The organism is Geomonas anaerohicana, from assembly GCF_016458305.1.
Lineage (GTDB): Bacteria > Desulfobacterota > Desulfuromonadia > Geobacterales > Geobacteraceae > Geomonas > Geomonas anaerohicana.
In genome coordinates this window covers 1-24,845 of record NZ_JAEMHL010000020.1, presented here as the reverse complement: position 1 = coordinate 24,845, position 24,845 = coordinate 1, and the positions used below count along the sequence as shown (strand labels likewise).

General features: G+C 61.8%; 22 protein-coding genes. 18 read left to right on the top strand and 4 right to left on the bottom strand.

Annotated elements, in window-relative coordinates:
- Positions 1 to 6: 6 nt before the first annotated feature.
- Positions 7 to 501, bottom strand: a complete 495-nt coding sequence (locus JFN91_RS20740; RefSeq protein ID WP_199391052.1) for a BCAM0308 family protein — start codon at positions 499 to 501, stop codon at positions 7 to 9.
- Between the two features lie 792 nt (positions 502 to 1,293).
- Between JFN91_RS20740 and JFN91_RS20735 the strand changes: the two genes are divergently transcribed.
- Positions 1,294 to 1,959: a protein-L-isoaspartate(D-aspartate) O-methyltransferase gene (locus tag JFN91_RS20735; protein WP_199391051.1), complete on the top strand. Its 666-nt coding sequence runs from the start codon at positions 1,294 to 1,296 to the stop codon at positions 1,957 to 1,959.
- Here the strand turns inward: JFN91_RS20735 and JFN91_RS20730 are convergent.
- Positions 1,956 to 2,867 (bottom strand): RluA family pseudouridine synthase, encoded by a 912-nt coding sequence (locus JFN91_RS20730; RefSeq protein WP_199391050.1) that lies wholly within the window; start codon positions 2,865 to 2,867, stop codon positions 1,956 to 1,958. The two genes, JFN91_RS20735 and JFN91_RS20730, sit on opposite strands and share 4 nt — an antisense overlap.
- Positions 2,868 to 3,112: 245 nt before the next feature.
- Positions 3,113 to 4,402, bottom strand: a complete 1,290-nt coding sequence (gene eno, locus JFN91_RS20725; protein WP_199391049.1) for a phosphopyruvate hydratase — start codon at positions 4,400 to 4,402, stop codon at positions 3,113 to 3,115.
- A gap of 249 nt (positions 4,403 to 4,651) precedes the next feature.
- Here eno and JFN91_RS20720 point away from each other — a divergent pair, with 249 nt between their 5' ends.
- The 17 genes from JFN91_RS20720 (at position 4,652) to JFN91_RS20640 (ending at position 24,250) form a co-directional block, all read left to right on the top strand.
- Positions 4,652 to 7,027, top strand: coding sequence for an HD family phosphohydrolase (locus JFN91_RS20720; RefSeq protein WP_199391074.1), 2,376 nt, complete (start codon positions 4,652 to 4,654; stop codon positions 7,025 to 7,027).
- Positions 7,014 to 7,379, top strand: coding sequence for an rRNA maturation RNase YbeY (gene ybeY / locus JFN91_RS20715; protein WP_236015294.1), 366 nt, complete (start codon positions 7,014 to 7,016; stop codon positions 7,377 to 7,379). The genes JFN91_RS20720 and ybeY overlap by 14 nt, the downstream gene beginning before the upstream one ends.
- A 51-nt stretch (positions 7,380 to 7,430) precedes the next feature.
- Positions 7,431 to 8,150, top strand: a complete 720-nt coding sequence (locus JFN91_RS20710; protein WP_199391048.1) for a diacylglycerol kinase — start codon at positions 7,431 to 7,433, stop codon at positions 8,148 to 8,150.
- A gap of 33 nt (positions 8,151 to 8,183) precedes the next feature.
- Positions 8,184 to 9,041 (top strand): hemolysin family protein, encoded by an 858-nt coding sequence (locus JFN91_RS20705; protein WP_199391047.1) that lies wholly within the window; start codon positions 8,184 to 8,186, stop codon positions 9,039 to 9,041.
- Between the two features lie 14 nt (positions 9,042 to 9,055).
- A complete protein-coding gene (gene lnt / locus JFN91_RS20700; RefSeq protein WP_199391072.1) occupies positions 9,056 to 10,576 on the top strand; it encodes an apolipoprotein N-acyltransferase in 1,521 nt (506 codons plus the stop codon).
- A 57-nt stretch (positions 10,577 to 10,633) separates the two neighbouring features.
- Positions 10,634 to 11,750, top strand: a protein-coding gene (prfB, locus tag JFN91_RS20695; protein ID WP_199391046.1) for a peptide chain release factor 2 whose coding sequence is annotated in 2 segments (ribosomal slippage) — positions 10,634 to 10,702 and positions 10,704 to 11,750 — 1,116 coding nt in all. Because the reading frame shifts where the segments join, the coding sequence is not laid out codon by codon here.
- A 16-nt stretch (positions 11,751 to 11,766) separates the two neighbouring features.
- A complete protein-coding gene (locus JFN91_RS20690) occupies positions 11,767 to 12,582 on the top strand; it encodes an NlpC/P60 family protein (RefSeq protein WP_199391045.1) in 816 nt (271 codons plus the stop codon).
- A gap of 189 nt (positions 12,583 to 12,771) precedes the next feature.
- Complete coding sequence (locus tag JFN91_RS20685) at positions 12,772 to 14,013, top strand: DUF1015 domain-containing protein (RefSeq protein ID WP_199391044.1); 1,242 nt, start codon at positions 12,772 to 12,774, stop codon at positions 14,011 to 14,013.
- Between the two features lie 30 nt (positions 14,014 to 14,043).
- Positions 14,044 to 14,514 carry an FKBP-type peptidyl-prolyl cis-trans isomerase gene (locus JFN91_RS20680; protein ID WP_183348471.1) on the top strand — a complete coding sequence of 157 codons (471 nt, stop codon included), beginning with the start codon at positions 14,044 to 14,046 and terminating at the stop codon, positions 14,512 to 14,514.
- An 87-nt stretch (positions 14,515 to 14,601) separates the two neighbouring features.
- Complete coding sequence (locus tag JFN91_RS20675; protein ID WP_199391043.1) at positions 14,602 to 15,534, top strand: DUF4140 domain-containing protein; 933 nt, start codon at positions 14,602 to 14,604, stop codon at positions 15,532 to 15,534.
- Positions 15,535 to 15,622: 88 nt separating this feature from the next.
- Positions 15,623 to 16,906, top strand: a complete 1,284-nt coding sequence (locus JFN91_RS20670; RefSeq protein WP_199391042.1) for a class II fructose-bisphosphate aldolase — start codon at positions 15,623 to 15,625, stop codon at positions 16,904 to 16,906.
- Between the two features lie 78 nt (positions 16,907 to 16,984).
- Entirely contained in the window at positions 16,985 to 17,362 is a 378-nt protein-coding gene (locus JFN91_RS20665; protein ID WP_199391041.1) for a PilZ domain-containing protein, read from the top strand.
- Complete coding sequence (locus JFN91_RS20660) at positions 17,352 to 18,155, top strand: HD domain-containing protein (protein WP_236015293.1); 804 nt, start codon at positions 17,352 to 17,354, stop codon at positions 18,153 to 18,155. Before JFN91_RS20665 ends, JFN91_RS20660 begins: the two co-directional genes overlap by 11 nt.
- Before the next feature lie 24 nt (positions 18,156 to 18,179).
- Positions 18,180 to 19,052: a CRISPR system precrRNA processing endoribonuclease RAMP protein Cas6 gene (gene cas6, locus JFN91_RS20655; RefSeq protein WP_199391040.1), complete on the top strand. Its 873-nt coding sequence runs from the start codon at positions 18,180 to 18,182 to the stop codon at positions 19,050 to 19,052.
- A gap of 101 nt (positions 19,053 to 19,153) precedes the next feature.
- Positions 19,154 to 21,004, top strand: coding sequence for an ATP-dependent zinc metalloprotease FtsH (gene ftsH, locus JFN91_RS20650; protein WP_199391039.1), 1,851 nt, complete (start codon positions 19,154 to 19,156; stop codon positions 21,002 to 21,004).
- A 362-nt stretch (positions 21,005 to 21,366) separates the two neighbouring features.
- Positions 21,367 to 22,854, top strand: a complete 1,488-nt coding sequence (gene malQ / locus JFN91_RS20645) for a 4-alpha-glucanotransferase (protein ID WP_199391038.1) — start codon at positions 21,367 to 21,369, stop codon at positions 22,852 to 22,854.
- Positions 22,855 to 22,966: 112 nt separating this feature from the next.
- A complete protein-coding gene (locus JFN91_RS20640; protein ID WP_199391037.1) occupies positions 22,967 to 24,250 on the top strand; it encodes an O-acetylhomoserine aminocarboxypropyltransferase/cysteine synthase family protein in 1,284 nt (427 codons plus the stop codon).
- 12 nt (positions 24,251 to 24,262) lie between these two features.
- On the opposite strand, the gene JFN91_RS20635 is transcribed toward JFN91_RS20640, so the two are convergent.
- Positions 24,263 to 24,778 (bottom strand): hypothetical protein, encoded by a 516-nt coding sequence (locus JFN91_RS20635; RefSeq protein WP_199391036.1) that lies wholly within the window; start codon positions 24,776 to 24,778, stop codon positions 24,263 to 24,265.
- Positions 24,779 to 24,845 lie beyond the last annotated feature (67 nt).

Genomic DNA, 24,845 nt, shown 5'->3' with positions numbered 1-24,845 from the left:
CAGCGCTCAGCGGCTCCACTCCACCCGGACCATGCGCTGGTCGTGGCTCCACTTGTAGTGCAGTTCGCCGCGCTGCGACTTGTACAGTTCGCGCCCGATCTTCTGGGCCAGTTTATCCTCGGTCGTGGTGACGACGATGCCGCCATTCTCCTCCTTGATCTCCATGATCCGCCCCAGCGGGTTTTTCTCCCGGTGCTTGCTCTCCTGCCGTCTCACCGTGTTCAGGATCTCTTCCCTGTGCTGCGCCAGGTAGGACCCGCTGAGGGTGACCACGCCTGCCGGATCCTCGCCCACGATGCGCTGGCAGGCGGGGCAGAGTATCTCACCCTTGGGCGCTGCAGTAGATGCGCCTTCGATTTGCCAGCGTTTGTTGTGGTAGACGATGCCGCACCCCTTGCACACGGTCCCCTCCGGCAGCCCGCGCTTGGGAAGGTACGGCTCGACGCTACGGGTGGTCATCTTTCCTTTCTCTTCCATGGTTATTCTGGATCCGCGTGGCATGGCGACCTCCGTTGTTTTGATTGGTCGAAATTAACACGGGCTAAGTATAGCACTCCCGCCTAACAGGGGAAGCCGATACTGGGTGGAAAGAATGTCATCAAGGGGACGCGGTCCCGGCATTGCTAGTCATGCAGACCGCGGACATGAAAAAGGCCCGGATGCTGATGCAACCGGGCCTTTCCTGAAAAATGTAACTGGCGCTTAAATCTTGAGATCCTTTACCCCTATCCGCCGGTGGAAGTCGTTCCTCGCGGCGTAGAGACATGCTCCGGCGGGACCATGTCACCCGTTCTCGCGGTTCCTTCCCCTTTTTGAAGCGGTTGTTACGCGCATGACGGATGAGATTATTATAGGCCAATCGGCTTGATCTCCTTAAGCGCCAGCTACGAGCTCCAGAGTGCCGTACAGGTTTATGTGAGACCACGCTCTTTTGTAAATCATTTCCCCGGAAAACGCTTTAGGCAGTTCCTTGGAAGCATCTGGACCTGCACACCACGTCTGAAACCTGAGAAATACGAAGTGTGGAATAATCAGGGTACCTCACGCCACCTCTACCTGTACCCCAGAGCTGTTTTCAAAGAACAACTCTTTGCTACGATTTAAGTGTACGCCTGCCCCGAATAAGAGTCAACAGGTTGATGTATGGTGCTTTTGATACTGTATTGGAGGGCTTTAATGTCATAGGCGGCCCGCTGTTACTGTACTGAGAATCCTGGATGCGGATGGTCCCGCTCCGGCACCGGGCTTGTGGCCGATAGGTGCCGTGGTAGCATTGAACTTTCTGGAGGAGCCATGAACAGCGCTGCGACAAAAGAATTGGCTGAAAGGAAGGAGCGCATGTTGGGCCAGCACCTGGTGGGTCGGGGCATCGTAGACCAGGCGGTGCTGAGGGCAATGCGCGATGTGCCGCGCGAAGACTTCCTGCCGCCGGGCATGGAGCACCTTGCCTACGAGGACGGGCCGTTGCCGATCCAGGACGGGCAGACCATTTCGCAGCCCTACATCGTTGCCTACATGATCGAGGCGCTCGAACTGCAAGGGAGCGAGAAGGTTCTGGAGATCGGTACCGGTTCCGGTTACGCGGCAGCCGTCCTGAGCCTGTGCGCGGCGCAGGTCTATACGGTAGAGAGGCTCCCGTCCCTGGCGTACCTGGCCTCGCAGCGGCTGCGGGAGCTCGGTTACCGCAACGTGACGGTGCATGTCGGCGACGGCACGCTGGGGTGGCAGGATCATGCCCCCTACGATGCCATAGTGGTGACCGCCGGGGCGCCCGACGTGCCTGAAGAGCTGGCACGGCAGTTGGCCCCGGGGGGGCGGCTGGTGATCCCGGTTGGCCCTACGCCGCACCTGCAGGACCTGGTGCGGGTGCGCAGGGACCGCAGCGGCAGCCTGCACGGGGAAACCCTCTGCGCGGTCCGATTCGTACCGCTGATCGGTGCGCAGGGGTGGGAGGACTAGGAGAGTGCCAGCGTCTCGGCGGCGGGGACGTCGTTCAGGGTTTTGAGGAAGGACTCGTCGCTCACCGCGCCGCAACGGGTGGCGAGCCGCAGTAGCGATTCCGGCAACGGTGCCGGGATGTCGATCTCTTCACCGGTGGCGGGGTGCACCAGCGTGGTCCTGAAGGAGTGCAGCGCGTGGCCGGTGAAGCCGGAAAGCTTCCTGCCGCCGTAGCGCTTGTCACCCAGGATCGGGTGCCCGATCAACTTGAAGTGCTGTCTGATCTGGTGCATGCGCCCGGTGAGGGGATACACCGCCAGCAGGGAGACGCCGCCCCCCTGGAAGAGCCTCACGTAACTGGTCTGCGATTCCTTGCCGTCCAGTGCCGCATCGATGGTCCCCTGCTTCTGCAGTTTCCCCTCCACCATGGCGAGGTACAGCTTGCCGAGCCCTTCCTCCTGCACCATCTTGCCGAACATGCCCGCGGCGACCGCGCTCTTGGCCAGGATGATGGCCCCGGAGGTCCCCTTGTCCAGCCGGTTCACGGGACGCAGCCTGCCGACGCCGTCGCGTTTTTTCAAAAGCGTTTCGGCCAGGTCGACCAGGGTGATCTCTTCCGGGTCCTCGGTGCGGTGCACGGCGAGGCCGGCGGGCTTGTTGAAGCAGATGATCCAGCTGTCCTCGAACAGGATGTCGAGTTCCGGGGTGAGTCGGGCCAGGAAGGCGGCGGTCTTGGAGCTTTCCTTGAGCGTCACCTGGTCGGCGTAACGCAGCAGGTCGCCGGGTTCGGCGGGGGCGCCGTTCACCTTGAGGTGTCCCGAGTTGATCAGCTTCTTGATGTAGGAAAACTGCGCGCTGGGAAGGAGGTTGCGCATGAAACTGTCCACGCGCCGCAGGTGGTCTTGGGCCGATATTTCGTAGGTTAACATGGGTCGGAGTATACCTTCATGAGGAAGAAGGCGCAAGGGAATCCGGCCGGTACGTACCCTCGCCCTCCGGGAGAGGGTACGTACCGGCCGGGTGAGGGCTCTCGCTACGGGCGTCGATGTCATTTCTTTGCAGTGCCCTCACCCCTGCCCCTCTCCCGGAGGGCGAGGGGGGGACGAAAAAAGGGCGCACCCTCGTGGGGGTGCGCCCTTTAAACATCCAAGGCGGGCGAATGATTATTCGCCCCCTACTTTTTCACGTTGTAGAAGACGTCGGCGCCCCTGAACAGCGCGACTTCGTCCAGCTCGTCCTCAATCCTCAGGAGCTGGTTGTACTTGGCGATGCGGTCGGTGCGGCAGAGCGAACCGGTTTTGATCTGGCCGGCGTTGACGGCCACGGCCAGGTCGGCCAGGGTGACGTCCTCGGTCTCGCCGGAGCGGTGCGAGATGACGCAGGTGTAACCGGCGCGCTTGGCCATCTCGATGGCGTCGAGGGTCTCGGTAAGGGTGCCGATCTGGTTCAGCTTGATCAGGATGGAGTTGGCGATCCCTTTCTTGATCCCTTCCTTGAGGATGGAGGGGTTGGTCACGAACAGGTCGTCACCCACGATCTGGATGCGCTTGCCCAGGCGGTCGGTGAGCTTCTTCCAGCCGTCCCAGTCGTTCTCGGCCATGCCGTCCTCGATGGAGATGATCGGGTACTTGTTGACCAGGTTCTCGTAGAAGTCGACCATCTGGTCGGCGGTCTTCTTGGACTCGGCCTCGTTCTCCAGGGTGTACACCCCGTTCTCGAAGAGTTCGGAAGAGGCGACGTCGAGCGCGAGGAGCACTTCCTCGCCCGGCTTGTAGCCCGCCTTCACGATCGCCTCCATGATCACCTCGAGGGCTTCCTCGTTGGACTTCAGGTTCGGTGCGAAGCCACCCTCGTCGCCGACGGCGGTGTTGTAACCCTTGGCCTTGAGGACCGATTTCAGCGCGTGGAAGATCTCGGCGCCCATCCTGAGGGCCTCCTTGAAGCTCTTGGCACCGGCCGGCATGATCATGAATTCCTGGATGTCGACGTTGTTGTCGGCGTGGGCGCCGCCGTTGATGATGTTCATCATGGGCAGCGGCAGTTCTTTGGCGTTGGAGCCGCCGATGTACTGGTATAGCGGCAGGCCGACTTCGTCGGCTGCGGCCTTGGCCACGGCGAGGGAGACGCCGAGGATGGCGTTGGCGCCCAGACGGCTCTTGAACTCGGTACCGTCAAGCTCCAGCATCTTCTTGTCGATGCCGACCTGGTCGGTGGCGTCCATGCCGGTGATCTCGTCGGCGATGATGTCGTTCACGTTGGCAACGGCTTTCTCAACGCCCTTGCCGAGGTAGCGCCCCTTGTCGCCGTCACGCAGTTCCAGCGCTTCGCGCTCGCCGGTGGAGGCGCCGGAGGGAACCGCGGCTCTACCCATAGCACCGGAATCCAGGAACACTTCGACCTCAAGTGTCGGATTCCCTCTGGAATCAAGTATTTCCCTGGCGTAAACGTCGGTTATCTGGCTCATCTCTACCCCCCTGGAATGAAATTTAATTGTGAACGGGCTACGCCGCCCGTCTTAATGGAGCCTTCGTTATATAACATAACTGCCCCCAAAGGGAAGAAGGTTTTGTAAATTTTTGCTAACATGGCGAAGCCACAACGGTTCCCAACACATTTGGTTTAGATTGACAGTGCTGGAATAAACGGGATATATTGTCCCCTTGCTGCTATTCTTGCAGTCTCTGTCCTTACGACACGGGAACCATTGAAGATAATGCCCACCGAAAGCGGCGACAAACAGACAATTCAGAAGAGTTCGCTGATCCGGCTCTGCGACAGCTGGATGGAAGCGGTTGCCCAAGGTCTCACCTGTGACAGGAATGAGAAACGCAGCCGCTTCATCATGCTGTTCCTCACCGCCTTATTCCTCACCCTGCTCATCATTCCGAGTCCGCAGTTCCTGTCGGTGCAGTATCGCGAAGGTGATATCGCCACTTCCGATATTCGTGCCACCCAGGACTACCTCATCGAGGACCTGCTGCTGACCGAGAAGAAGCGGGCGGAGGCAGAGGGGGCCGCGCCCTTCGTCTATACCCTCGCCGCCAACGGCAACATCGAGCTGGTGCGCCGTTTCGACGATGCGATGGACGTCGTGGACGATCCGACCCTGCACGGGGAGGCCAGGCGCAAGGCGGCAGTCGCCGTCCTCGGCGTCGACATCTCGCCCCAGGAACTCGCCGCGCTCTCCCGCGTCAAGCAGCAGAGGGCCTTCCTCGCCGACCTGGGACGGCAGCTGGCGCCCCTGTACCGGCAGCGTATCGTCTCCGACCGCGCCCACTTCGCCGCGGACCTGCGCCACGGCATCGTGGTGGTCGACGATGCCACCAGGCAGGACGTCGCCGGCGGGGACTACAGCGCGAGCATCGACCTCCCTGCCGCGCGCCGTATCTTCTCCCAGGCCACCCTGACCCAGGGGGCGGCGACCCACGACCTGGAAATTCTCAAAGGCCTGGCGCTGCGCATGATCGCGCCCAACCTCTCCTTCGATCGCAACGGCACCGACGCCAAGAAGAGCGAGGCGCGCGCCGCGGTGCGCCCGGTGCTCTTCAAGATGAAGCGCGGCGAGATGATCGTCCGGGTCGGGGAGCGGGTGAGCTCCGAGCAGGCGATGAAGCTGGAGAAGATCTTCAAGACCAAGAACAGTACCCCCATCCTCACCGGCCTGGGGATCTTCGGTCTGATCCTGGTGCTCTGCTATGCCCCGTACCGCTTCGGCCGCAAGAACATCAGGAAGTTCAACCCGACCAACAAGGACATCCTGCTGCTGTCGCTGTTGACGGTGGCCAACTTCGCCGTCCTCAAGCTGGTCTCTGCCGTTTCCACCGCTCTCGGCGGACTTTTCCCCTCCATCGACACGGCGAGTTACTTCTATCTCTTCCCGTTCGCGGCCTCCGCCATCATCGTCAGGATCATCCTGAACTCCGAGGTGGCCCTGGTCTACTGCGCCATCACGGCTCCGTTGACGGGCATCATGCTGAACAACTCGCTCCAGGTGGTGGTCTACGCCCTCTTGGGCGGCATCGTGGGCGCCCACGGGGTGCGCCAGTGCAAGGAGCGGGGGACCATCTACAGCGCAGGCTTCAAGGTGAGCGCGGTGAACATGGCGCTGGCGGTCTGCTTCCACGTCTACAACGACAGTCCGCTCTCGCTGCAGCCGCTGTACTGCATCATCTTCGCCTTCCTGGGCGGCCTGATCAACGCGGTCTACGTCTCCGGCACCATCCCGCTCATCGAGGCGCTGTTCCAGTACACCACCGACGTCAAGCTTTTGGAACTTGCCAACCTCAACTCGCCCCTTCTGCGCGAGCTGATGATCCGCGCCCCCGGCACCTACCACCACAGCGTGCTGGTGGGGAACATGGTCGAGGCGGGCGCCGAGGCGATCAACGCCAACCCGCTTCTGGCCCGCGTCGCCGCCTACTACCACGACGTCGGCAAACTGAAGAAGCCGCAGTACTTCATCGAGAACATCCGCGACGGCGAGAACCGCCACGACAAGCTCTCCCCCAGCATGAGCGCCCTCATCCTCATCTCGCACATGAAGGATGGGGTCGAGCTCGCCAAGGAGCACCGCATCGGGCAGCCGATCATCGAGATCATCCGGCAGTCCCACGGCACCTCGCTGATCAACTACTTCTACCTGAAGGCGAAGGGGCTGGAGACACCCGGCTCACCCCCGGTGGATGAGCGCGACTTCCGCTACCCGGGACCGAAGCCCCAGACCAGGGAGGCGGGCCTCGTGCTCCTGGCCGACTGCGTGGAGGCCGCCTCGCGCACCCTCACCGACCCGACGCCGGCCAGGATCCAGGGGCTGGTGCAGAAGATCATCAACAACATCTTCATCGACGGCCAGCTGGACGAGTGCGAGCTGACCCTGAAGAACCTGCATGAGATAGCCAAGAGCTTCAACCAGATACTTGCGGGGATCTATCACCAGCGCATCGATTACCCCGAGCCTGCCTACAAGGAGAAGACGATTGCCAAGAAGCCAGAGGATATCGATAGCGAACCGCCAAAGGCGGATACCGGTCGCGAAGACGCAGCTGCGAAAGGTGGCGCAGAGGATCTTAGACGCCTTGGGATGTCCTGAGGCGGAACTCTCCGTCAGCATCGTCGGGGACCGGGCCATCCGCGTCCTGAACCGGGAGTACCTGGGGCGGGACAAGGCCACCAACGTGATTTCCTTCGCCATGCAGGAGGGGGAGTTCGGCGCCGTCAATCCCGACGTCCTGGGCGACGTGGTCATCTCCGTCGACACCGCGGCCCGCGAGGCCGAGGAGTCCGGGCAGACCTTCCTGGAGCGCTTTTACTTCCTGCTTATGCACGGCATCCTGCACATCACCGGCTACGATCATGAAAGAAGCGGCGAGGCCGAGGCCGCCCGCATGGAGGCCAAGGAGCGGGAGATTTTCTCCCTGCTGGTCGAGGAAGGGCTTGTCTAGCCGGGGCAGGGGCTTGCCGGCCGAAGCCTTGGCGAAGGCCGGAGGCTCGCTATGAAGCCGACCCGCTTCATCGACTCCGTGAACTGCGCCATTGAGGGGATCCTCCACACCACGCGCACGCAGAAGCACATGCGCTACCACTTCCTGGCGGCGCTTGCCGTGCTGTTCGCGGCACTGCTGTTGCGGGTTTCCTCCATGGAGTTCATGCTGCTGGCCCTGGCCATCAGCTTCGTGCTGTTCGCCGAGCTGCTCAACACCGCCATCGAGGTGGTGGTGGACATGATCTCGCCGGAATACCACCCCATGGCCAAGCTCGCCAAGGACGTGGCGGCGGGCGCGGTGCTGGTGGCCGCCTTCGGCACCGCCATCATGGGGTACCTGGTGCTCTCCAAGTACGTGCTTCCCTGGCAGAGGCTGGGGCTGCAGATGGTGGGGACCGAGTCGGAACTGGGCATGGTGGTGTCTGCGGTCCTGGTGCTGATCGTGGTGGTGATCCTCAAGGCGCGCTCCGGGACCGGGAAGCCCCTCGAAGGGGGGGGCGCCAGCGGCCACGCGGCGGTTGCCTTCTCCATCGCCACCTCGATATCGCTGCACACCCAGGACCCGCTAATAGCGCTTTTCTGCTTCATCCTGGCCGCCATGGTGAGCCACTCGCGCCTGCTGCTCAGGATCCACCGTCCCCGGGAAGTGGTGCTGGGTGCGGTAGTGGGGGTGGGCATCACCTTCGCAGTGCACCTGCTGTTCCGCGTGTTCTGGCAGGGCGGGCTGTGACGGACAATGCTGAAACATTAAGGAGACACATCCTTGGAAGAGGGTAACGGACGCAAGGGCCAGGGACTCATGGAATCCCTGACCCGGCTCTTGTACGGCAAAAAGAAAGTCACCGGGGCGGAGATCCAGGAGATCATGGACGCCGGCGAGGAAGAAGGGGTCATCAACCAGGAGGAGAACGCGATGATCCGTTCCATCCTGACCCTGGGCGATTCCATGGTGCGCGAGATCATGCTGCCGCGCATGGAGATGGCCTGCGTCTCCATCGAACTCGAGGTGCGCGAGGTGCTGAAGTCTATCATCGCCTCGGGCCACTCCCGGCTCCCGGTCTACGAGGGAACCATCGACAACATCATCGGCCTCATCTACGCCAAGGACCTGCTCAGGTACTGGGGTGAGCCCGACGAGGCCATCGAGCTCAGGAAGTTGATCCGTCCCCCGTTCTTCATCCCGGAGACCAAGAATCTCGAGGAGCTGCTGCACGATTTCAAGAAGCGGCGGGTGCACATGGCGGTGGTCATCGACGAGTATGGCGGCACTGCCGGCCTGGTCACCATCGAGGACCTGCTCGAAGAGATCGTGGGGGACATCCAGGACGAGTACGACCTGGAGACCGAGCGCCTCTCGGTGCAGGGGGACGGCTCCATCGTCGCCGACGGCAGGCTTCCCATCGAGGAGTTGGAAGAGCAGTTCGACGTCGATATCGAAAAGGACAACTTCGAGACAGTGGGGGGGCTCCTGTTCCACCTGACCGGGCGTATTCCGGTCGCGGGCGACGTCATCGAAAGCGACTCGCTGGTGCTCACCGTGCTGGAGGCGGACGAGAGGCGCATCGCCAAGGTGCACATCGCCAAGAAACAGGAGCCGGTCGGGGAGTCTGAGGAATCGTGACCGCGCGATCGGCCATGGCCGGCGAGGCGACGGTAGGGCGCTACCTGCTGGCGCTGCTTTCCGGTGTTTTGCTGGCACTCTCCTTCCCGCTGCCGGGCGTGTCGGTCCTGGCGTGGGTTGCCTTCGTGCCGCTTTTCCTGGCGGCCGACCGCGCCACCCCTCGGCTCGGTTTCCGGCTCGGCTTCACGGCCGGGTGCGTGGCCTATGCCGGGATCCTGTACTGGCTCAACGTGGTGATGATGAACTACGGGAAGCTGCACTGGACGGTGAGTGTGACGCTCTACCTCATCCTGGTCGGCTACCTGGCGCTCTATCCCGCCGCGGTGCTCTGGCTGGTGCGCCGCTGCGAAGGGAGCCGGATTCCGCTGCTCTGCTCCTTCCCGCTTTTGTGGGTGACCGGTGAAGCGATCCGCTCCTACGTGCTGACCGGCTTTCCCTGGGCAAGCCTCGGCTATTCTCAGTACCGCACCCTGCCGCTGATCCAGATCAGCGACCTGACCGGGGTGTACGGGGTGAGCTTCCTGATCGCCCTGGCCAACGTGGTCTTCTACCGGATCTGGGTCTCGATGCGCCACCGCAAACCCTACCCGGTGCGTGCCCTGCTGCTCCTGGTGCTGCTCATGGCGGCCACCATGGTCTACGGCGTCGCCGCCCTGACCCGCAGCGACAGGGGCGAGCCGCGCAGGGTGCTGCTGGTGCAGGGCAACATCGCGCAGGACCAGAAGTGGGACCCCGCTTTCCAGGACGCGACGCTGAAGACCTACGAGCGTCTGACCCGGGAGGGGTGCAAGGAACCGGGAACCCTGGTGGTCTGGCCGGAGAGTGCCCTGCCGTTTTTCCTGCAGCGCGAGCCGGCCTACGCGGCCCGGGTCAGCGCCCTGGCTGTCGAGCTGAAGAGCCCGCTGGTGGTGGGGAGCCCCGCCTACGAACAGCAGGAGGGGATGGTGCGCTACCTGAACAGCGCGTTCCTCTTCACCGAGCAGGGCACCATCGCCGGGAGAAGCGATAAGCTGCACCTGGTTCCCTTCGGCGAGTACGTGCCGTTGGCGCCGCTGCTGCCGTTCGTGAACAAGGTGGTGACCGGGATCGGCGATTTCTCCCCGGGCAAGGAGGCCGTGGTGCTGCCGGCTTCCACCGGGAAACTGGGCGTGCTGGTCTGCTTCGAAGGGATCTTCCCGGAGGTGGCCAACGCCTATGTCGCAAAGGGAGCGCAGGTGCTGGTGAACATCACCAACGACGCCTGGTTCGGACGCAGTTCCGCCCCCTACCAGCACCTCTCCATGACCGTGTTCCGGGCCGTGGAGAATCGGGTTCCCCTGGTGCGGGCCGCCAACACCGGGATCTCCGCGGTGATCGACAGCAAGGGGCACATCCGGGGCATGACCCCGCTGTTCCAGGAGGTGACCTTGAGCGGCGAGGTGAGGCCCGGCACCGGGCGGACCTTCTACAACCGCTTCGGCGACCTCTTCGCCCTGATCTGCCTCTCCGGCAGCATCGGCATGGGCATCGCCTGCTACCGCGGGCGCCGCAGCTGACTTTTTGCCAATAACAATGATCGCCGCACCGGCGATGCGACCATAAGGAGTTTTCAGATGTTCAGAGAAGAAATTGCCAAAATAGAGGACCTTGCCGAGCGAATCAACAAACTCCGGGGGTCTCTTTGACGTAGATGACAAGAGGGAGCGGATGCAGGAGCTCGAGGAGCAGACCTCCCGCCCCGACTTCTGGAACGACGCCGACAAGGCGCAGAAGGTGCTCAAAGACAGGATGGCGATGGAGAAGGACGTCACCACTTGGGAGAATCTGGAGCGCCAGGCCCGTGACATCCAGGAACTGATCGAGCTGGGGAGTGAAGAACAGGACGAAGCGACCCTCGCCGAGGTTCATGCCATGAACGAGCAGTTGGAGACCGGGGTGAGCCAGGCGGAATTCCGCAGGATGCTCTCCGGGCCCCACGACGCCTCGGGCGCCTTCCTCTCCATCAACTCCGGCGCCGGCGGCACCGAGTCCCAGGACTGGGCCGAGATGCTTTTGCGCATGTACCTGCGCTACTGCGAGAAGAAGGGGTGGAAGACCGAGATCACCGACTACCAGGAGGGCGACGGGGCCGGGATCAAGGGGGTGACCTTCGCGGTCACCGGCGAGTTCGCCTACGGCTACCTCAAGGCGGAGGCGGGCATTCACCGGTTGGTGCGCATCTCTCCCTTCGACAGCAGCGCCCGGCGCCACACCTCGTTCGCCTCCGTATTTGTCTTCCCGGTGATCGAGGAGGACGACATCGAGATCAAGATCCCGGAGAGCGACCTGAGGATCGACACCTACCGCTCCTCGGGGGCCGGCGGACAGCACGTCAACACCACCGACTCGGCCATCAGGATCACCCACCTTCCCACCGGGACCGTGGTGGCCTGCCAGAGCGAGCGCAGCCAGCACATGAACAAGGCCACTGCCATGAAGGTGCTCCGCTCCAAGCTCTACGAGATGGAAGTCCGGGAGCGCGAGTCCAAGGCGGCCGACATCGCGGGCGAGAAGAAGGAGATCGGCTGGGGTAGCCAGATCCGCTCTTACGTGCTGCATCCCTACAAGATGGTCAAGGACCTGCGTACCGGCGTGGAAAGCGGCAACCCGGACAACGTCCTGGACGGCGCGCTGGACGACTTCGTGGTCCCGTACCTGATGGGAGTGCGTCGGGAGACCAAGGATATTTAGGGAACAAGGATAGACAATGCACAAAGCAGTAAGACTGTTGATCATATATCTCCTCCTGCTCGCGCCGGCGGCCACCGGCTGCGCGGCACAGCGCGCCGGGCTTTCCAGCGTCGGCTTCGCCATCCAGGTGGGCGCCTTCTCGGACGTGAAAAACGCTGAGCGCCTCACCAGGAAACTGCAGGAACAGGGCATCGAGGCCTTCTACTTCAAACGGGAAAACGGCATCTACGCCGTCCGTTTCGGTGACTTCGCCAAGCGGGACGACGCGCGCAAGGTGGCCCAGAAGCTGGTGAAGGAGAAGACTATCGGCTCCTACTTCATCGCGCCGCCGCAGCCCGACCGCACCGTGCTGGTGCGGGAGACCGTGATCGAGAAGGCCCCGGCCCCCTCCATCACCAAGCCCACCAAGCCCGTGCCGCCCGGCAAGAAGAAAGAGGAGCCGGTCAAACGCGACCGCGGTGACATGGGCAACATCGCCGCCCGCACCGCCGAGCGCTTCGTCGGCATCCCCTACCGTTGGGGCGGGGACACCGTGGTCGACGGCATGGACTGCAGCGGGTTCGTGCGCGCAGTCTACAACCTGTGCGGCATCAACATCCCGCGCACCTCGCGCGAGCAGTACCGGGTGGGGGATGCGGTCGGACGTGAAGAGTTGAAAGACGGCGACCTGGTCTTCTTCGGCGCCTCCGCTGACGAGATCAATCACGTCGGCATCTTCGTCGGCAACGGCCGTTTCGTTCACGCGCCGCGCCGCGGCGATGACATCAAGGTGAGCTCGATGGACGACTCCTACTTCCAAAAAAGGTTCGTCGGAGCCAAACGGTATTTTTAATACTTTCGCCCCTCCGCGCCGATAAGGTCCAAGCCGGGCAAAGGTAGGGCAAAGGGGACAGAGCAAAGGCGGACACAGAGTAAAAGGGGGACAGGCACCTTCGGAGCCAGTCCCCTCGGGCCTGAGCCTTTAACGTAGAACGTAGAACATAGAACGTAGAACTCGAATTACAAAGAGACAGGAGCAGTTATGGCATTTATCAAGCCGTTCAAGGCGGTACGCCCCAAAAAGGAGCTGGCCGAGAAGGTCGCGGCTCTTCCCTATGACGTGATGAACACGGATGAGGCCATCGAGATGGCTTCCGGCAACGCGGTGAGTTTCCTGCACATCTCCCGCCCGGAGATCGATCTCCCCCGCGACATCGATGTGCATTCCGATCCGGTGTACGTGAAGGGGCGCGACAACCTGGCAAAATTCCTGGCGGAGGGCGTGCTGCAGCAGGACGAGACCGAGCGCTACTACGTTTACCGCCAGAAGATGGGCAACATCACCCAGACGGGCCTCGTAGTCTGCGCCGGCGTGGACGACTACCAGACCGGCACCATCAAGAAGCACGAGCTGACCAGGGCGGACAAGGAAGAGGACCGCGTCAAGCACATCGACGCGCTCAACGCCAACGACGAGCCGGTCTTTTACACCTACCGCAACGACCCGGCCCTCACTGCGACCATCGACAAGGTCACCAAGGCGGCACCGCTGTACGACTTCACCACCGACGACGGCGTCTCCCACGCGCTGTGGGACATCGCCGACCCGAAGTTGATCGATTCCCTCACCAAGAGCTTCGCCGCCATCCCGACCCTCTACGTCGCCGACGGCCATCACCGCAGCGCCGCCGCCAGCCGGGTGCGCGACCTTAGAAAGGACGCCAACCCCAAGCACACCGGCCGCGAAGAGTACAACTACTTCCTCACCGTGATCTTCCCGGACAACGAGATGACCATCATGCCCTACAACAGGGTGGTCAAGGACTTGAATGGCCGCGGCGTCGCCGAGTTCATGGCGCGCGTCGGCGAGCATTTCGAGGTGACCCCGGTTGCCGCCGCGGTCAAGCCCGGTGAGCGGCACCAGTTCGGCATGTACCTGGGGGGCAAGTGGTACGAACTCACCCCGCGCGAGGATTCTTTCCCCGAGGACGATCCGGTCGCCTCCATGGATGTCTCCATCCTGCAGGACAACCTGCTCAGCCCGGTCCTCGGCGTGCGCAACCCGCGCACCGACCAGCGCATCCACTTCGTCGGCGGCATCCGCGGCGTTGAGGAACTGGAGCGGGTGGTCAATTCCGGCGAGTACATGGTCGCCTTCTCGCTGTTCCCGACCTCGATCGAGGAGCTGATGGCGCTGGCCGACGTGGACAAGATCATGCCGCCCAAGTCGACCTGGTTCGAACCGAAGCTCAGAAGTGGCCTCTTCATCCACTTGTTGGATTAACAACTCATAGAAACCTGACGGAGGAAATTGATGCGCAACGTTGAGAAGTTCCTCGTGCTTTTGCTGCTCATGGCGGCGATAGCCATTCCCGCCTGCTCCCAGAAGGATCCTGCCAAGCAGCCGGCAACCGAGAAAACCGCAGCCAAGGCCGCTGCCGGGGCGGTGACCACCCCCTCCGGCCTTTCCTATACCGACCTCGTGGTCGGGACCGGGCCGTCCCCGACCTCGGGCAAGGGGGTCAAGGTGCACTACACCGGCACCCTGGAAAACGGCACCAAGTTCGACAGCTCGCTCGACCGCGGCCAGCCTTTCATCTTCAGGATCGGCGCCGGTGAAGTGATCCCGGGTTGGGACGAGGGTGTCATGTCCATGAAAGTGGGGGGGAAGAGGAAGCTGGTCGTTCCGCCGCAGCTTGGCTACGGGGCCAACGGCGCCGGCGGAGTGATTCCCCCCAACGCCACCCTCATCTTCGAAGTGGAGCTTCTCGACGTAGAGAAGTAATCATACCGGCTGCTTGCAATGGTGCCGGGGCGCTGTAAAGTTGTCCTTTGCGTTTTTTCAGCCCCGGTCCCCGTTGCGAGGTGCCCCATGCGCCTGTTACCGCTGGCCTTTTTGCTGTTCCCGGTGCTGGTCTGTTCCCAGGCCCTGGCCGGACAGAAGAGCGTCACCCTGTTTCTGGACGGTGCGCGGGTGGAGCAGGAACTTCCCGTCTCCGGCGGCTACCTGGAACTCCCTTTGCCGGACGCTTACGCATCGGGGTCGCTCCGGGTGAAGGCGCCGGGAGGGACCGTGCAGAGGGTTGAGCTGGTCCCCGCGGAACAGGACCGGCGACGCTCGGCCGATTTGGTGCGCCTGCGGGAACGCCGGGGCGAGTTGCAGGACCGCATGGACGCCCTGAACCGGCGCGAGGAGATCTTTTCCGCTGCCGCCAGGTCGCAAAGCGGCAAGGCGCCCAGGAAGACCAAGGCCAATCCCGATCCGGTGGTGACGCTGCAGCAGGGAACCGAATTCGCCCTGAACCAGATGGAAGTGGTCTACCGCAGCAAGCGTAAATGCCGCCTCGCGCTGGATGCCGTGGAACGGGAGCTGGCAACGGCCACCAAGGGGGTCGCCTCGGCGCGCATCTGGGTCACCGGCAGCAAGGCGCAGGTCTCCTACCTGGTCGGCAACGAGCGCTGGACCCCCAGGTACGACCTCCGCTTTTCCGGGGAGGGAAACGCCGAGTTGCTGCTGCACGCGAAGCTGCCGCCGCGCGAGAAAGGGGTGCAGTACCAGGTGGTGCGTGGGACGACGGCGAAGCCCGGTGCAGTCGAGCCGGCGCGGGGTGATTTTCCGGTTCTTGCCCGCTACCCGCTCAATACCACCGCTGCCGTCGGGCCGCAGCCTCCGGAGCGCTTCTCTTTCGCACCCGTCGAGGCGGGGCTGCCACCCGGGGAGGCCGCCTTGTACTGGAAGGGAGAGTATATCGGCAGCGCCCCGTTCTCCGGGGGAGGGAGCACCGGGTTCTCCCTGGGGCAGTAGCGAACATCCTTGCCTTTGTATGATTAAGATGCTATAAGGAAGCGGCTTTTTGCCATGTGATCTGTTATTCCCACCAAAAGGAGGAGATATGACTGCAACATCTTCAGACTTCGTCAAAGCGCTGGAAGTAGGGCGTCCCCCCAACGTAGCGAAACTCTTCCCCAACTCCAAAGCACTCCTGGTCAGCGGCAAGGTCATCGACCGTGCCATGAACGCCAAGGGACATGCCCTGGCCCTGGCAGCCAACGGCCGTAACCACTTCGTCATCCGCGGTGTGCTCGCCGCGGCCCAGAAGGCCAACGCCGCCGTCATCATCGAGATCGCCAAGAGCGAGGGCGGCCAGAAGGCATACTGCCCGGTCAACTACTGGAACATGGCCCGCCAGGTGGACGCCGTCGCCAACGAGCTCGGCATCACCATCCCGGTTGCCATCCACGCCGACCACTACGGCATCAAGGGGGAGGCGGACGTGAAGTCGGCCAAGGTCGAGATCCCGAGCATGTTCGATGCCGGCATCACCTCCATCGCCATCGACGCTTCCCACCTCCCCGACGAGGAAAACCTCCTCGCCAACATCGAGCTCAACAACATCATCCCGGCCTGGGCCGGCCTCGAGACCGAGGTGGGCGAGATCAAGGGTAAGGAGGGGCTCTCCACCGTTCCCGAGGCGCTTTTCCTGATCCGCGGCCTCAACGCCCACGGCATCTTCCCGGACTGGATCGCCCTCAACAACGGCACCACCCACGGCATCGAGGCTTCCGACGCCGGCATCCAGGTGGAGCTGACCGCACAGATCCACGAGGCGATCAAGCAGTACGGCGTCAACGGCGCCCAGCACGGCACCTCCGGCAACAGCTACGACCGCCTGCGCGAGATCGCCCGGAAGACCCGCACCACCAAGGCCAACGTGGCGACCGCCCTGCAGTTCGTCTCCTGGGGCCTCGAGGTCAACGACTACGGCAATGCCAAGCTCGACGAGAACGGCAACTTCATCAAGGTGAAGGGCGAGGGGATGTCCGAGGAGCTGTGGGCCGAGATGGTGGCCTTCGCCGACTCCAAGGGGTGGAAAAAGGGCGACTACAAGAACCTCAACCTCCCGTTCGAGAACAAGCTGCTGGCACAGACCAAGGAAGTGCGCGAGCGCATGAGCAAGAGGGTTGAGGATTTCGCCTACAACCTGATCGCCAACGTCTTCAACGCCGCCGACACCGCGCCGCTTGCCATCGATGCCATCCTCAAGGCCGGTTCCTACGACCTGGGCCCCAAAGGTAAGCGCATCGAGAACCCGGCGGAGTGGACCAAGGAACAACTGCACAAACAGGCCCAGGGGCTTTCCAAAGACAAAGGGCCCGAAGGCAACTTCGAGGACTAGCATCACCATCAAGCTGAGAAACATCAGGAGGGGGCCTCGTGCCCCCTTTTGTAGCTGGCTTTTTGAAGGGGGAATACGATGACGACAGAAAGGCGTAACTTTTCACGCGTCGATTTCAGGGTCTCCGCGTTGTTGCAGGCGGAGGGAGTGGCAGTCAAGGGGGAGGTGACGGACGTCAGTCTGCACGGCCTCTACATGGAGACGCAGGAGCGCATCCCGGTCGGCACGCCGGTCGAGGTGACCATCTACCTTTCCGCGGCTCCCGACCCGGTCGTCATCAATGTAAAAGGGACGGTGGCGCGCCTGGTCGAGGGAGGCCTCGGCTGCGCCTTTGACAAGATGGACGTCGAGTCCTTTGCCCACCTGCGCAGCATCATCTCCTACCAGGGTGGCGACGAGTCCAAGGTGATGGCGGAATTCTCGGAGTACGTGGTCAAGAAGATGCATGATGAATGATGCTGCATCCCTGCCGGACCTGGCGCCGCTGCGCGACTGGTTCAGCTCCTACTGCGACTCCTTCCGCACTTCCGACCTGGAGGTGCAGCGCAACTTCGACCTGAAGCAAGAGCATACCCGCAATGTCTGCCGCGATGCCTTGCTCATCGCACACGGCATGGGGCCGCGGTTCGAGATGCTGGCCGAGGTGGCCGCACTCTGCCACGATCTCGGCCGCTTTCCGCAATTCAGGGATTACCACACCTTCAAGGACAGCGAATCGCTGAACCACGCCCACCTCTCTGCGCACATCATGAAGCAGCACCATGTGCTCGATTTTCTTCCCGATGAGGAGCGCGGCTGCATCGAGGTCGCCGTCCGCATGCACAACGCCTTCCTCGTGCCGCAAGGACTCCCCGCCGTGACCGAGGATCTGCTCAGGCTGCTGCGCGATGCCGACAAACTCGACATCTGGCGCGTTTTCATCGAGTACTTCAACGCCCCCGAGGCAGAACGCGCCTCCGGTGCCGGCCTTGGCTTCCCAGATCTCCCCGGCTGCTCCGCCGAACCTCTGGCTGCCGTGGCCGCCGGTCGGATGGTGCAACTCTCCACCCTGAAAAGCCTCAACGACTTTAAATTGCTTCAGGTCTCCTGGATCTACGACATCAACTATCCCGCGACGCTGCGGCTGATCCGGGAGCGGTCCGTGCTGGAGCGTTTCCGCGCCATGCTTCCCCGGGACCGGGAGGTCCTTGATGTTCTGGCGCAGGTAAGCTGCCACCTCGACGGGAAGCTGCGCGACGCCGCGGAGTGATCCCGCGACCAAGAGGAAACACCCGTGGAACTGCATTACGCGAAGCTGTGGTTCAGCTTTACCCTGAAGCATGATGTAAGCGATCCGTACGCCTTCTACGCCTCCCGTGCCGACTTCGAATCCGCTTTCCGTACCGCCGTTTCCTGCAAGCGCGGGGATTGTGCCGGCTGCCGGCGGGGCGACTGCGCCTTTGCAGCGACTTTTTCGCAGCAGATTGCGCAAGATCCGGAAGCGGTTCGGCGTCACCAGAAACCACCCCTCCCGTTCATCTTCAATTTCCCGCTGCTCCCGCCGAGCCCCAACCGTGGACAGGGCTGCGAGCTTGCTCTCACGCTGGTCGGCAACTCCGTCCAGCACCTGCCTGCCTACCTCGCGGCGGTACGGCTCCTCATCGAGAGCAAGGGGGGCGTCGTCGTCGGCGTGGCCGCCGAGTCTCCCGGGGGAGCGCGCGCCGATTATGCCGGTGACGGTTCTCTTTCCCTGCCGCTGCTCGGCTCCCTCGATCCGGCCTTCACGGGGCCGCTGCCGACCGAGACAGTGGCGCTACGCCTTCTGACTCCACTGAAGCTGGTACGGGAAGGCCGCCTGCTCAAGGCCTTCACCTTTGCCGACTTCGCACGCACCCTCATGCGCCGCGTTTCCTCGCTCGCGTACCACTACGAAGGGGCCGAGCCCGCCCTCGATTACCGGTGGCTGTCCGAACAGAGCGAGGCGGTACGGACCGTCGAGTCCGACTGCCGCTTCGTATCCTGGACCGGCCGACCGGCCGGCATCATCGGCACTGCCCGCTTTGCCGGCGATCTGGAGCCATTCCACCTGTTGCTGCAATTGGGGACCGCCACCCATCTCGGCAAAGGCGCCTCGTTCGGCTTCGGCTGCTACCGCGTGGAAGGGTAGGGGAACTACGCCTTTCTTCGATAATTAGAATCTTGTAATAGCCTCCTTCTTGGTTAGAATTCGGAAGTGTCTTTTTCAGCCCGAGTCGGAGGAGCATGGTCATGGCACACACATTCTGGAGGCCATTGCTGATAACCGCCTTGTTTGTTTTGCTGCTCGACCTCTTTTACGGGACGATGGTGAAGCAGACGGCGGAACGTGGGGCGGAAATAACCTACAGTCGCTTCCGCGCCGAACTTGCCGCCGATAACATAATCAAGCTGACCTTGAGGGGGAAAAGCGCCAAGGGACAGTTCCGCACCGCCATCAAGGTGCCGGCCGTGAGCGTCGAACAGAAAGGGCAGGACGTCGACGTTACCAACTTCAGTACCACCCTCCCATCCATCGAAGATCCCACCCTGTTGCCTGAGTTGAGCGCCAGGCGCGTCGACGTCAACGTCGTTTCCACCGAAGGCTCCACCATGGGTTCCATCGTCCTGTACCTGCTGCCGTGGTTCATCATCATTGGGGTCTGGCTCTTCGTCATGAGAGGGATGCGCAAGCAGGGGCCGAGCGGCATGATGGGGGGCTTCGCCCGTTCCGGCGCCAAGGCCTACACCTCCGAGCGGATCGACGTCACCTTCGCCGACGTGGCGGGGATGGAAGAGGCGAAGCAGGAACTGCGCGAGGTAGTCGAATATCTGAAAGATCCCAGGAAGTTCCAGCAGATCGGTGGCAAGGTCCCCAAGGGGGTGCTGCTGGTAGGCCCCCCGGGAACCGGCAAGACCCTCCTGGCCAGGGCCGTGGCCGGCGAATCGGGCGTCCCGTTTTTCTCCATTTCCGCCTCCGCTTTCATCGAGATGTTCGTCGGTGTGGGCGCCAGCCGGGTGCGCGACCTCTTCGCCAGCGCTCGCAAGATGCTCCCCAGCATAATCTTTATCGACGAACTGGACGCGGTGGGGAGAAGCCGCGGCGCCGGTTTCGGCGGAGGCCACGACGAACGTGAGCAAACCCTTAACCAGTTGCTGTCGGAGATGGACGGTTTCGACCCGCATACCGAGGTGGTGGTGATCGCGGCGACCAACCGCCCCGACGTGCTCGATCCGGCCTTGCTGCGCCCCGGCCGCTTCGACCGTAACGTGGTGATCGAGCGCCCCGACTGGCGGGACCGGGAGAAGATCCTCAAGGTTCACACGCGGCGCATCCCGTTGACCCCCGAAGTCGATCTTTCCGTAATCGCCAAGGGAACCCCAGGAATGACCGGTGCCGATCTGGAGGGGCTGGTCAACGAGGCGGCCATTCTCGCCGCGCGTGACAACAAGCTCGTGGTGGGGTTGGAGGAATTGGAGCGGGCAAAGGACAAGATCCTCATGGGTGGCGAGCGCCACATGGTGATCTCGGACGACGAGAAGCGGATCACTGCCTACCACGAGGCCGGGCATGCCCTGGTGGCGCGGCTGCTGCCCAGCACCGACCCGGTGCACAAGGTGACCATCCTCCCCAGGGGGCGCGCCTTGGGCGTGACCCAGCAACTCCCCGAGGATGATCGTTACCACTACCCGCGTGCCTACCTGGTGAACCGTCTCTGCGTGGCGCTGGGTGGGCGCGTGGCCGAACGCATCGTGTTCAACGACGTATCTTCAGGTGCGCAGAGCGATCTGAAGCACGTGACGGAACTGGCCGAGAAGATGGTCTGCCAATGGGGAATGAGCGAGAAGATCGGCGCCATGACCTTTCCGCGCGGAGAGGAACATCCGTTTTTGGGGATGAAGCTTGCTGAAGAGAAGACGTTCTCGGAAGAGATGGCGTGGTTGATCGATCAGGAGATAGCGAGCCTGATCCATTCTGCGGAGGGGAAGGCGACGGAACTGCTCAGCGGCAACCGCAGCAAGCTCAATGCCCTGGCCAACGCCCTATTGGAAGAAGAGACTCTAAACGGCGAGCGTGTAGACGAGATCCTGGCTACCGCCTGACCTGTTACCGGCCCGCGCGCACCAGTCCACCGTTCAACCAGTCAGACCAGTCAGAGGTCCACCCTAGTAGATAATGATGTAGCCCTTCCTGCTGGCGATCCCCGTTATTTCGAGGGTGTCCTTGATCCGGAACGTCTCGCCATCCAGCGTGAAGATGTACCCATCCCCATCGGGTACCGCCAACTCAATCAGGGACTCAAACGATGCTGTCTTAATGGTTTCCATGGGCGGCACTATACCATTTGCCGGCGACGCCGTAAAGGCTTTGCATCATTGCATTACAAGGGATTTATGTCATAGTAGTGCCTACTCATTTCCGGCACCATCTCATTGCTGCCCATTTCAATGTTATCGAGGTCTACATGGTGAGAAAGAGAAAAAGTGGGGTCCTGTTGCACCCCACTTCGTTGCCTGGCCCGGGAGGAATCGGTTCTTTCGGTGAAGAAGCAAAGAGATTCGTTGATTTTCTGCACAAGTCAGGGCAGTCCCTGTGGCAGATACTACCTCTTGGTCCTACCGCCTATGGCAATTCGCCATACTCCTGTTACTCCGCGTTCGCCGGCAATCCCTTGTTGATCAACCTGGAGATGCTCCAGGCAGAGGGCGACCTGTTGCCGGAAGAGGCAGGGGCGGAACTCGACTCCGAGCGCGTGGACTACGGCGCCACGGAAACGTACAAGAAGGCCCGCCTCAAAGAGGCTGCTGCCCGATTCTTCGTAGAGGCTCCACAAAAGCGCAAGGAAGAATTCTGGCATTTCTGCGACACGACCTTCTGGCTCCACGATTATGCACTGTTCATGGCGCTGAAAGAACAGTTCAAGGAGGTGAGTTGGAAGGAGTGGCCGGACGCGCTGGCGAACCGGGACGCCGAAGCTCTTTCATCCTGGAGCGAAAAACTGGGTACGGCCATAGGCGAACAGAAGTACATGCAATGGCAGTTCTCCCGCCAATGGAAGCAGCTGAAAACCTATGCCAATGTCCTCGGCATCTCCATCGTCGGCGACCTCCCCATCTTTGTCGCCTATGATTCCGCCGATGTCTGGGCCAATCCCCACCTCTTCCACCTGGACGAGAAAGGGGTCCCCATCGTCGTTGCCGGCGTTCCCCCCGACTACTTCAGCAAGACGGGCCAGTTGTGGGGCAACCCGCTGTACAACTGGGACAAGATGGCCGAGCAGGGGTACGGGTGGTGGATCGCCCGGCTGCGCAACGACCTCTCCCTCTACGACATGGTGCGGATCGACCACTTCCGTGGCTTCGAGGCCTTCTGGGAAGTGCCAATGTGGGAGAAGACCGCCATCAACGGCCGCTGGGTCAAGGGGCCGGGCGAAGCGCTCTTCCACGCGCTGCGCAACGCGCTCGGGAGCCTGCCCATCATCGCCGAAGACCTGGGCATCATCACCGCCGAAGTGGAAGCGCTGAGAGACCAGTTCGGGCTGCCGGGCATGAAAATCCTCCAGTTCGCCTTCGGGTCCGGCCCGGACAACCCATACCTGCCGCACAACCATGTCAGGTCGTGCGTGGTTTACACGGGGACCCACGACAATGACACCACCGCCGGGTGGTTCCATTCCCTCAAGGCGAAAGAGCAGAAGGGCGTGCTTTCTTATTTCGATCGGGACGGAAACGATATCGTATGGCAGATGGTGAAGTGTGCACTCTCCTCCGTGGCTGATTACGCCATCATCCCCATGCAGGACCTCTTGGAACTCCCCAGCAGTGGCCGGATGAACGTTCCCGGCGTGGCGGGAGGCAACTGGAGCTGGCGCTGCCCGGCCGATGCGTTTTCCGGACGGCTGGCCACAAAACTCGCACGCGCTACCGAGCTTTATGGACGACTGCCAGACTAAATCGGTAGAGTTTTTAATGGCAAATTTGTTGACAGTGCGGCTGCAGTTTTTGTATAGAGGATACAGTGTGTATTCTTTATAAAAAAGCTTCGGAAAAGGACGGGAGAGAACTATGTCAGAAAAAACATTAGGTTTTGACACCCTTGCACTTCATGCCGGCCAGACTGTAGATCCGACCACCCTGTCCCGTGCCGTACCGATTTACCAGACCTCATCCTATGTCTTCAAAAGTTCGGAGCACGCTGCCAACCTGTTTGGGCTTAAAGAGTTCGGTAACATCTATACCCGCTTGATGAACCCCACCACCGACGTGCTGGAAAAGAGGGTCGCCGAACTGGATGGCGGTGTCGCCGCCCTTGCTGTCGCTTCCGGACAGGCAGCCACCACCTATGCGGTTTTGAACATTGCCAGCGCCGGCCAGAACATCATCTCCACGAGCTACCTGTACGGTGGCACCTATAACCTGTTCCACTACACCCTGCCGAAACTTGGCATCACGGTGAAGTTTGTCGATTCTTCCGATCCGGAGAACATCCGCAAGGCAATCGACGAGAACACCCGCCTGGTATATAGCGAGGCGATCGGCAATCCCAAGAACAACGTGGACGACTTCGAGGCGATTGCCAAGGTGGCACATGACGCAGGCATCCCGTACATCGTGGACAACACGGCGGCCACGCCGTTTGTGTTTCAGCCGCTCAAGCACGGCGCCGACATCGTCGTCTACTCCTTGACCAAGTTCCTCGGCGGGCACGGCACAAGCATCGGCGGATGCGTGGTCGACGGCGGCACCTTCCCCTGGAACAACGGCAAGTTCCCAGAGTTCACCGAGCCGGACCCGTCCTATCATGGCCTCAAGTTCTGGGATGCCCTAGGCAATATCTCCTACATCATCAAGATGAGGGTAGAGTTGCTGCGCGACATGGGCGCGTGCATCTCTCCGTTCAACGCGTTCCAGATCCTGCAGGGGATCGAGACTTTGCACGTCAGGATGCAGCGACACGTGGAGAATGCGCAGAAGGTGGCCGAGTGGCTCGATCAGAACCCGCTGGTAAGCTGGGTGAACTATCCCGGTCTGCCGAGCCACAAGGATCACGGCAACGCCAAGAAGTATCTGAACGGCGCCGGTGCCATCATCGGCTTCGGCATCAAGGGCGGGCTGGAGGCCGGTAAGAAGTTCATCGACAACGTGAAGCTCTTGTCGCACTTGGCCAACATCGGCGACGCCAAGAGTCTGGTCATCCATCCGGCATCCACGACGCACCAGCAGCTGAGTGCTGCCGAGCAGTTGGCGACCGGTGTCAGCCCCGACTTCATCAGGCTCTCCGTCGGCATAGAAGATGTGAAGGACATCATTGCCGACATAGAGCAAGCGCTCAACGCCGCCCAAGCCTAGCTCAGCGGCAGGCTAGTAAAAGCAGAAGGGCGATGCGCAAGCATCGCCCTTTTTGTTTCTTAGCTTGCCCGGTCCACTATTGTCCACCGGGTCCACCGGGTCCACCGGGTCCACCGGGTCCACCGGGTCCACCAGTGTCCACCAGTGTCCACCAGTGTCCACCAGTGTCACCAGTGTCCACCAGTGTCCACCAGTGTCCACCAGTGTCCACCAGTGTCCACCAAAAGCCGCTCCTTCAGCCATAACAGTTGCTTCGGTCACTGTTAACAAAAACAAACAACAAACCCGTTGACGCAGTCGAAGCCATTTGCTATAACCACCCTCCGCTGACGAACGAGACACTTTGTCCGGCAGCGGCCAACAAAAAAAGCATTGACAGCCGAAACGGCCTTTGCTATAAAGTTGAGCTTCGCAGTCACGACGTTCTTTGCAACCAAATAGTTGAGCCGGCAGGAAGAAGGGCCACAGAAGCACCTCGCGGTGTTCTGACAGTCCTTCGGGCACGATCTCCGGATCGAGCCACTGCAAAATGCCTCGAAAAATTTTTGAAAGAAAATCTTGACAGGCGGCAACGGTTCAGGTAGGGTGCTGAGTC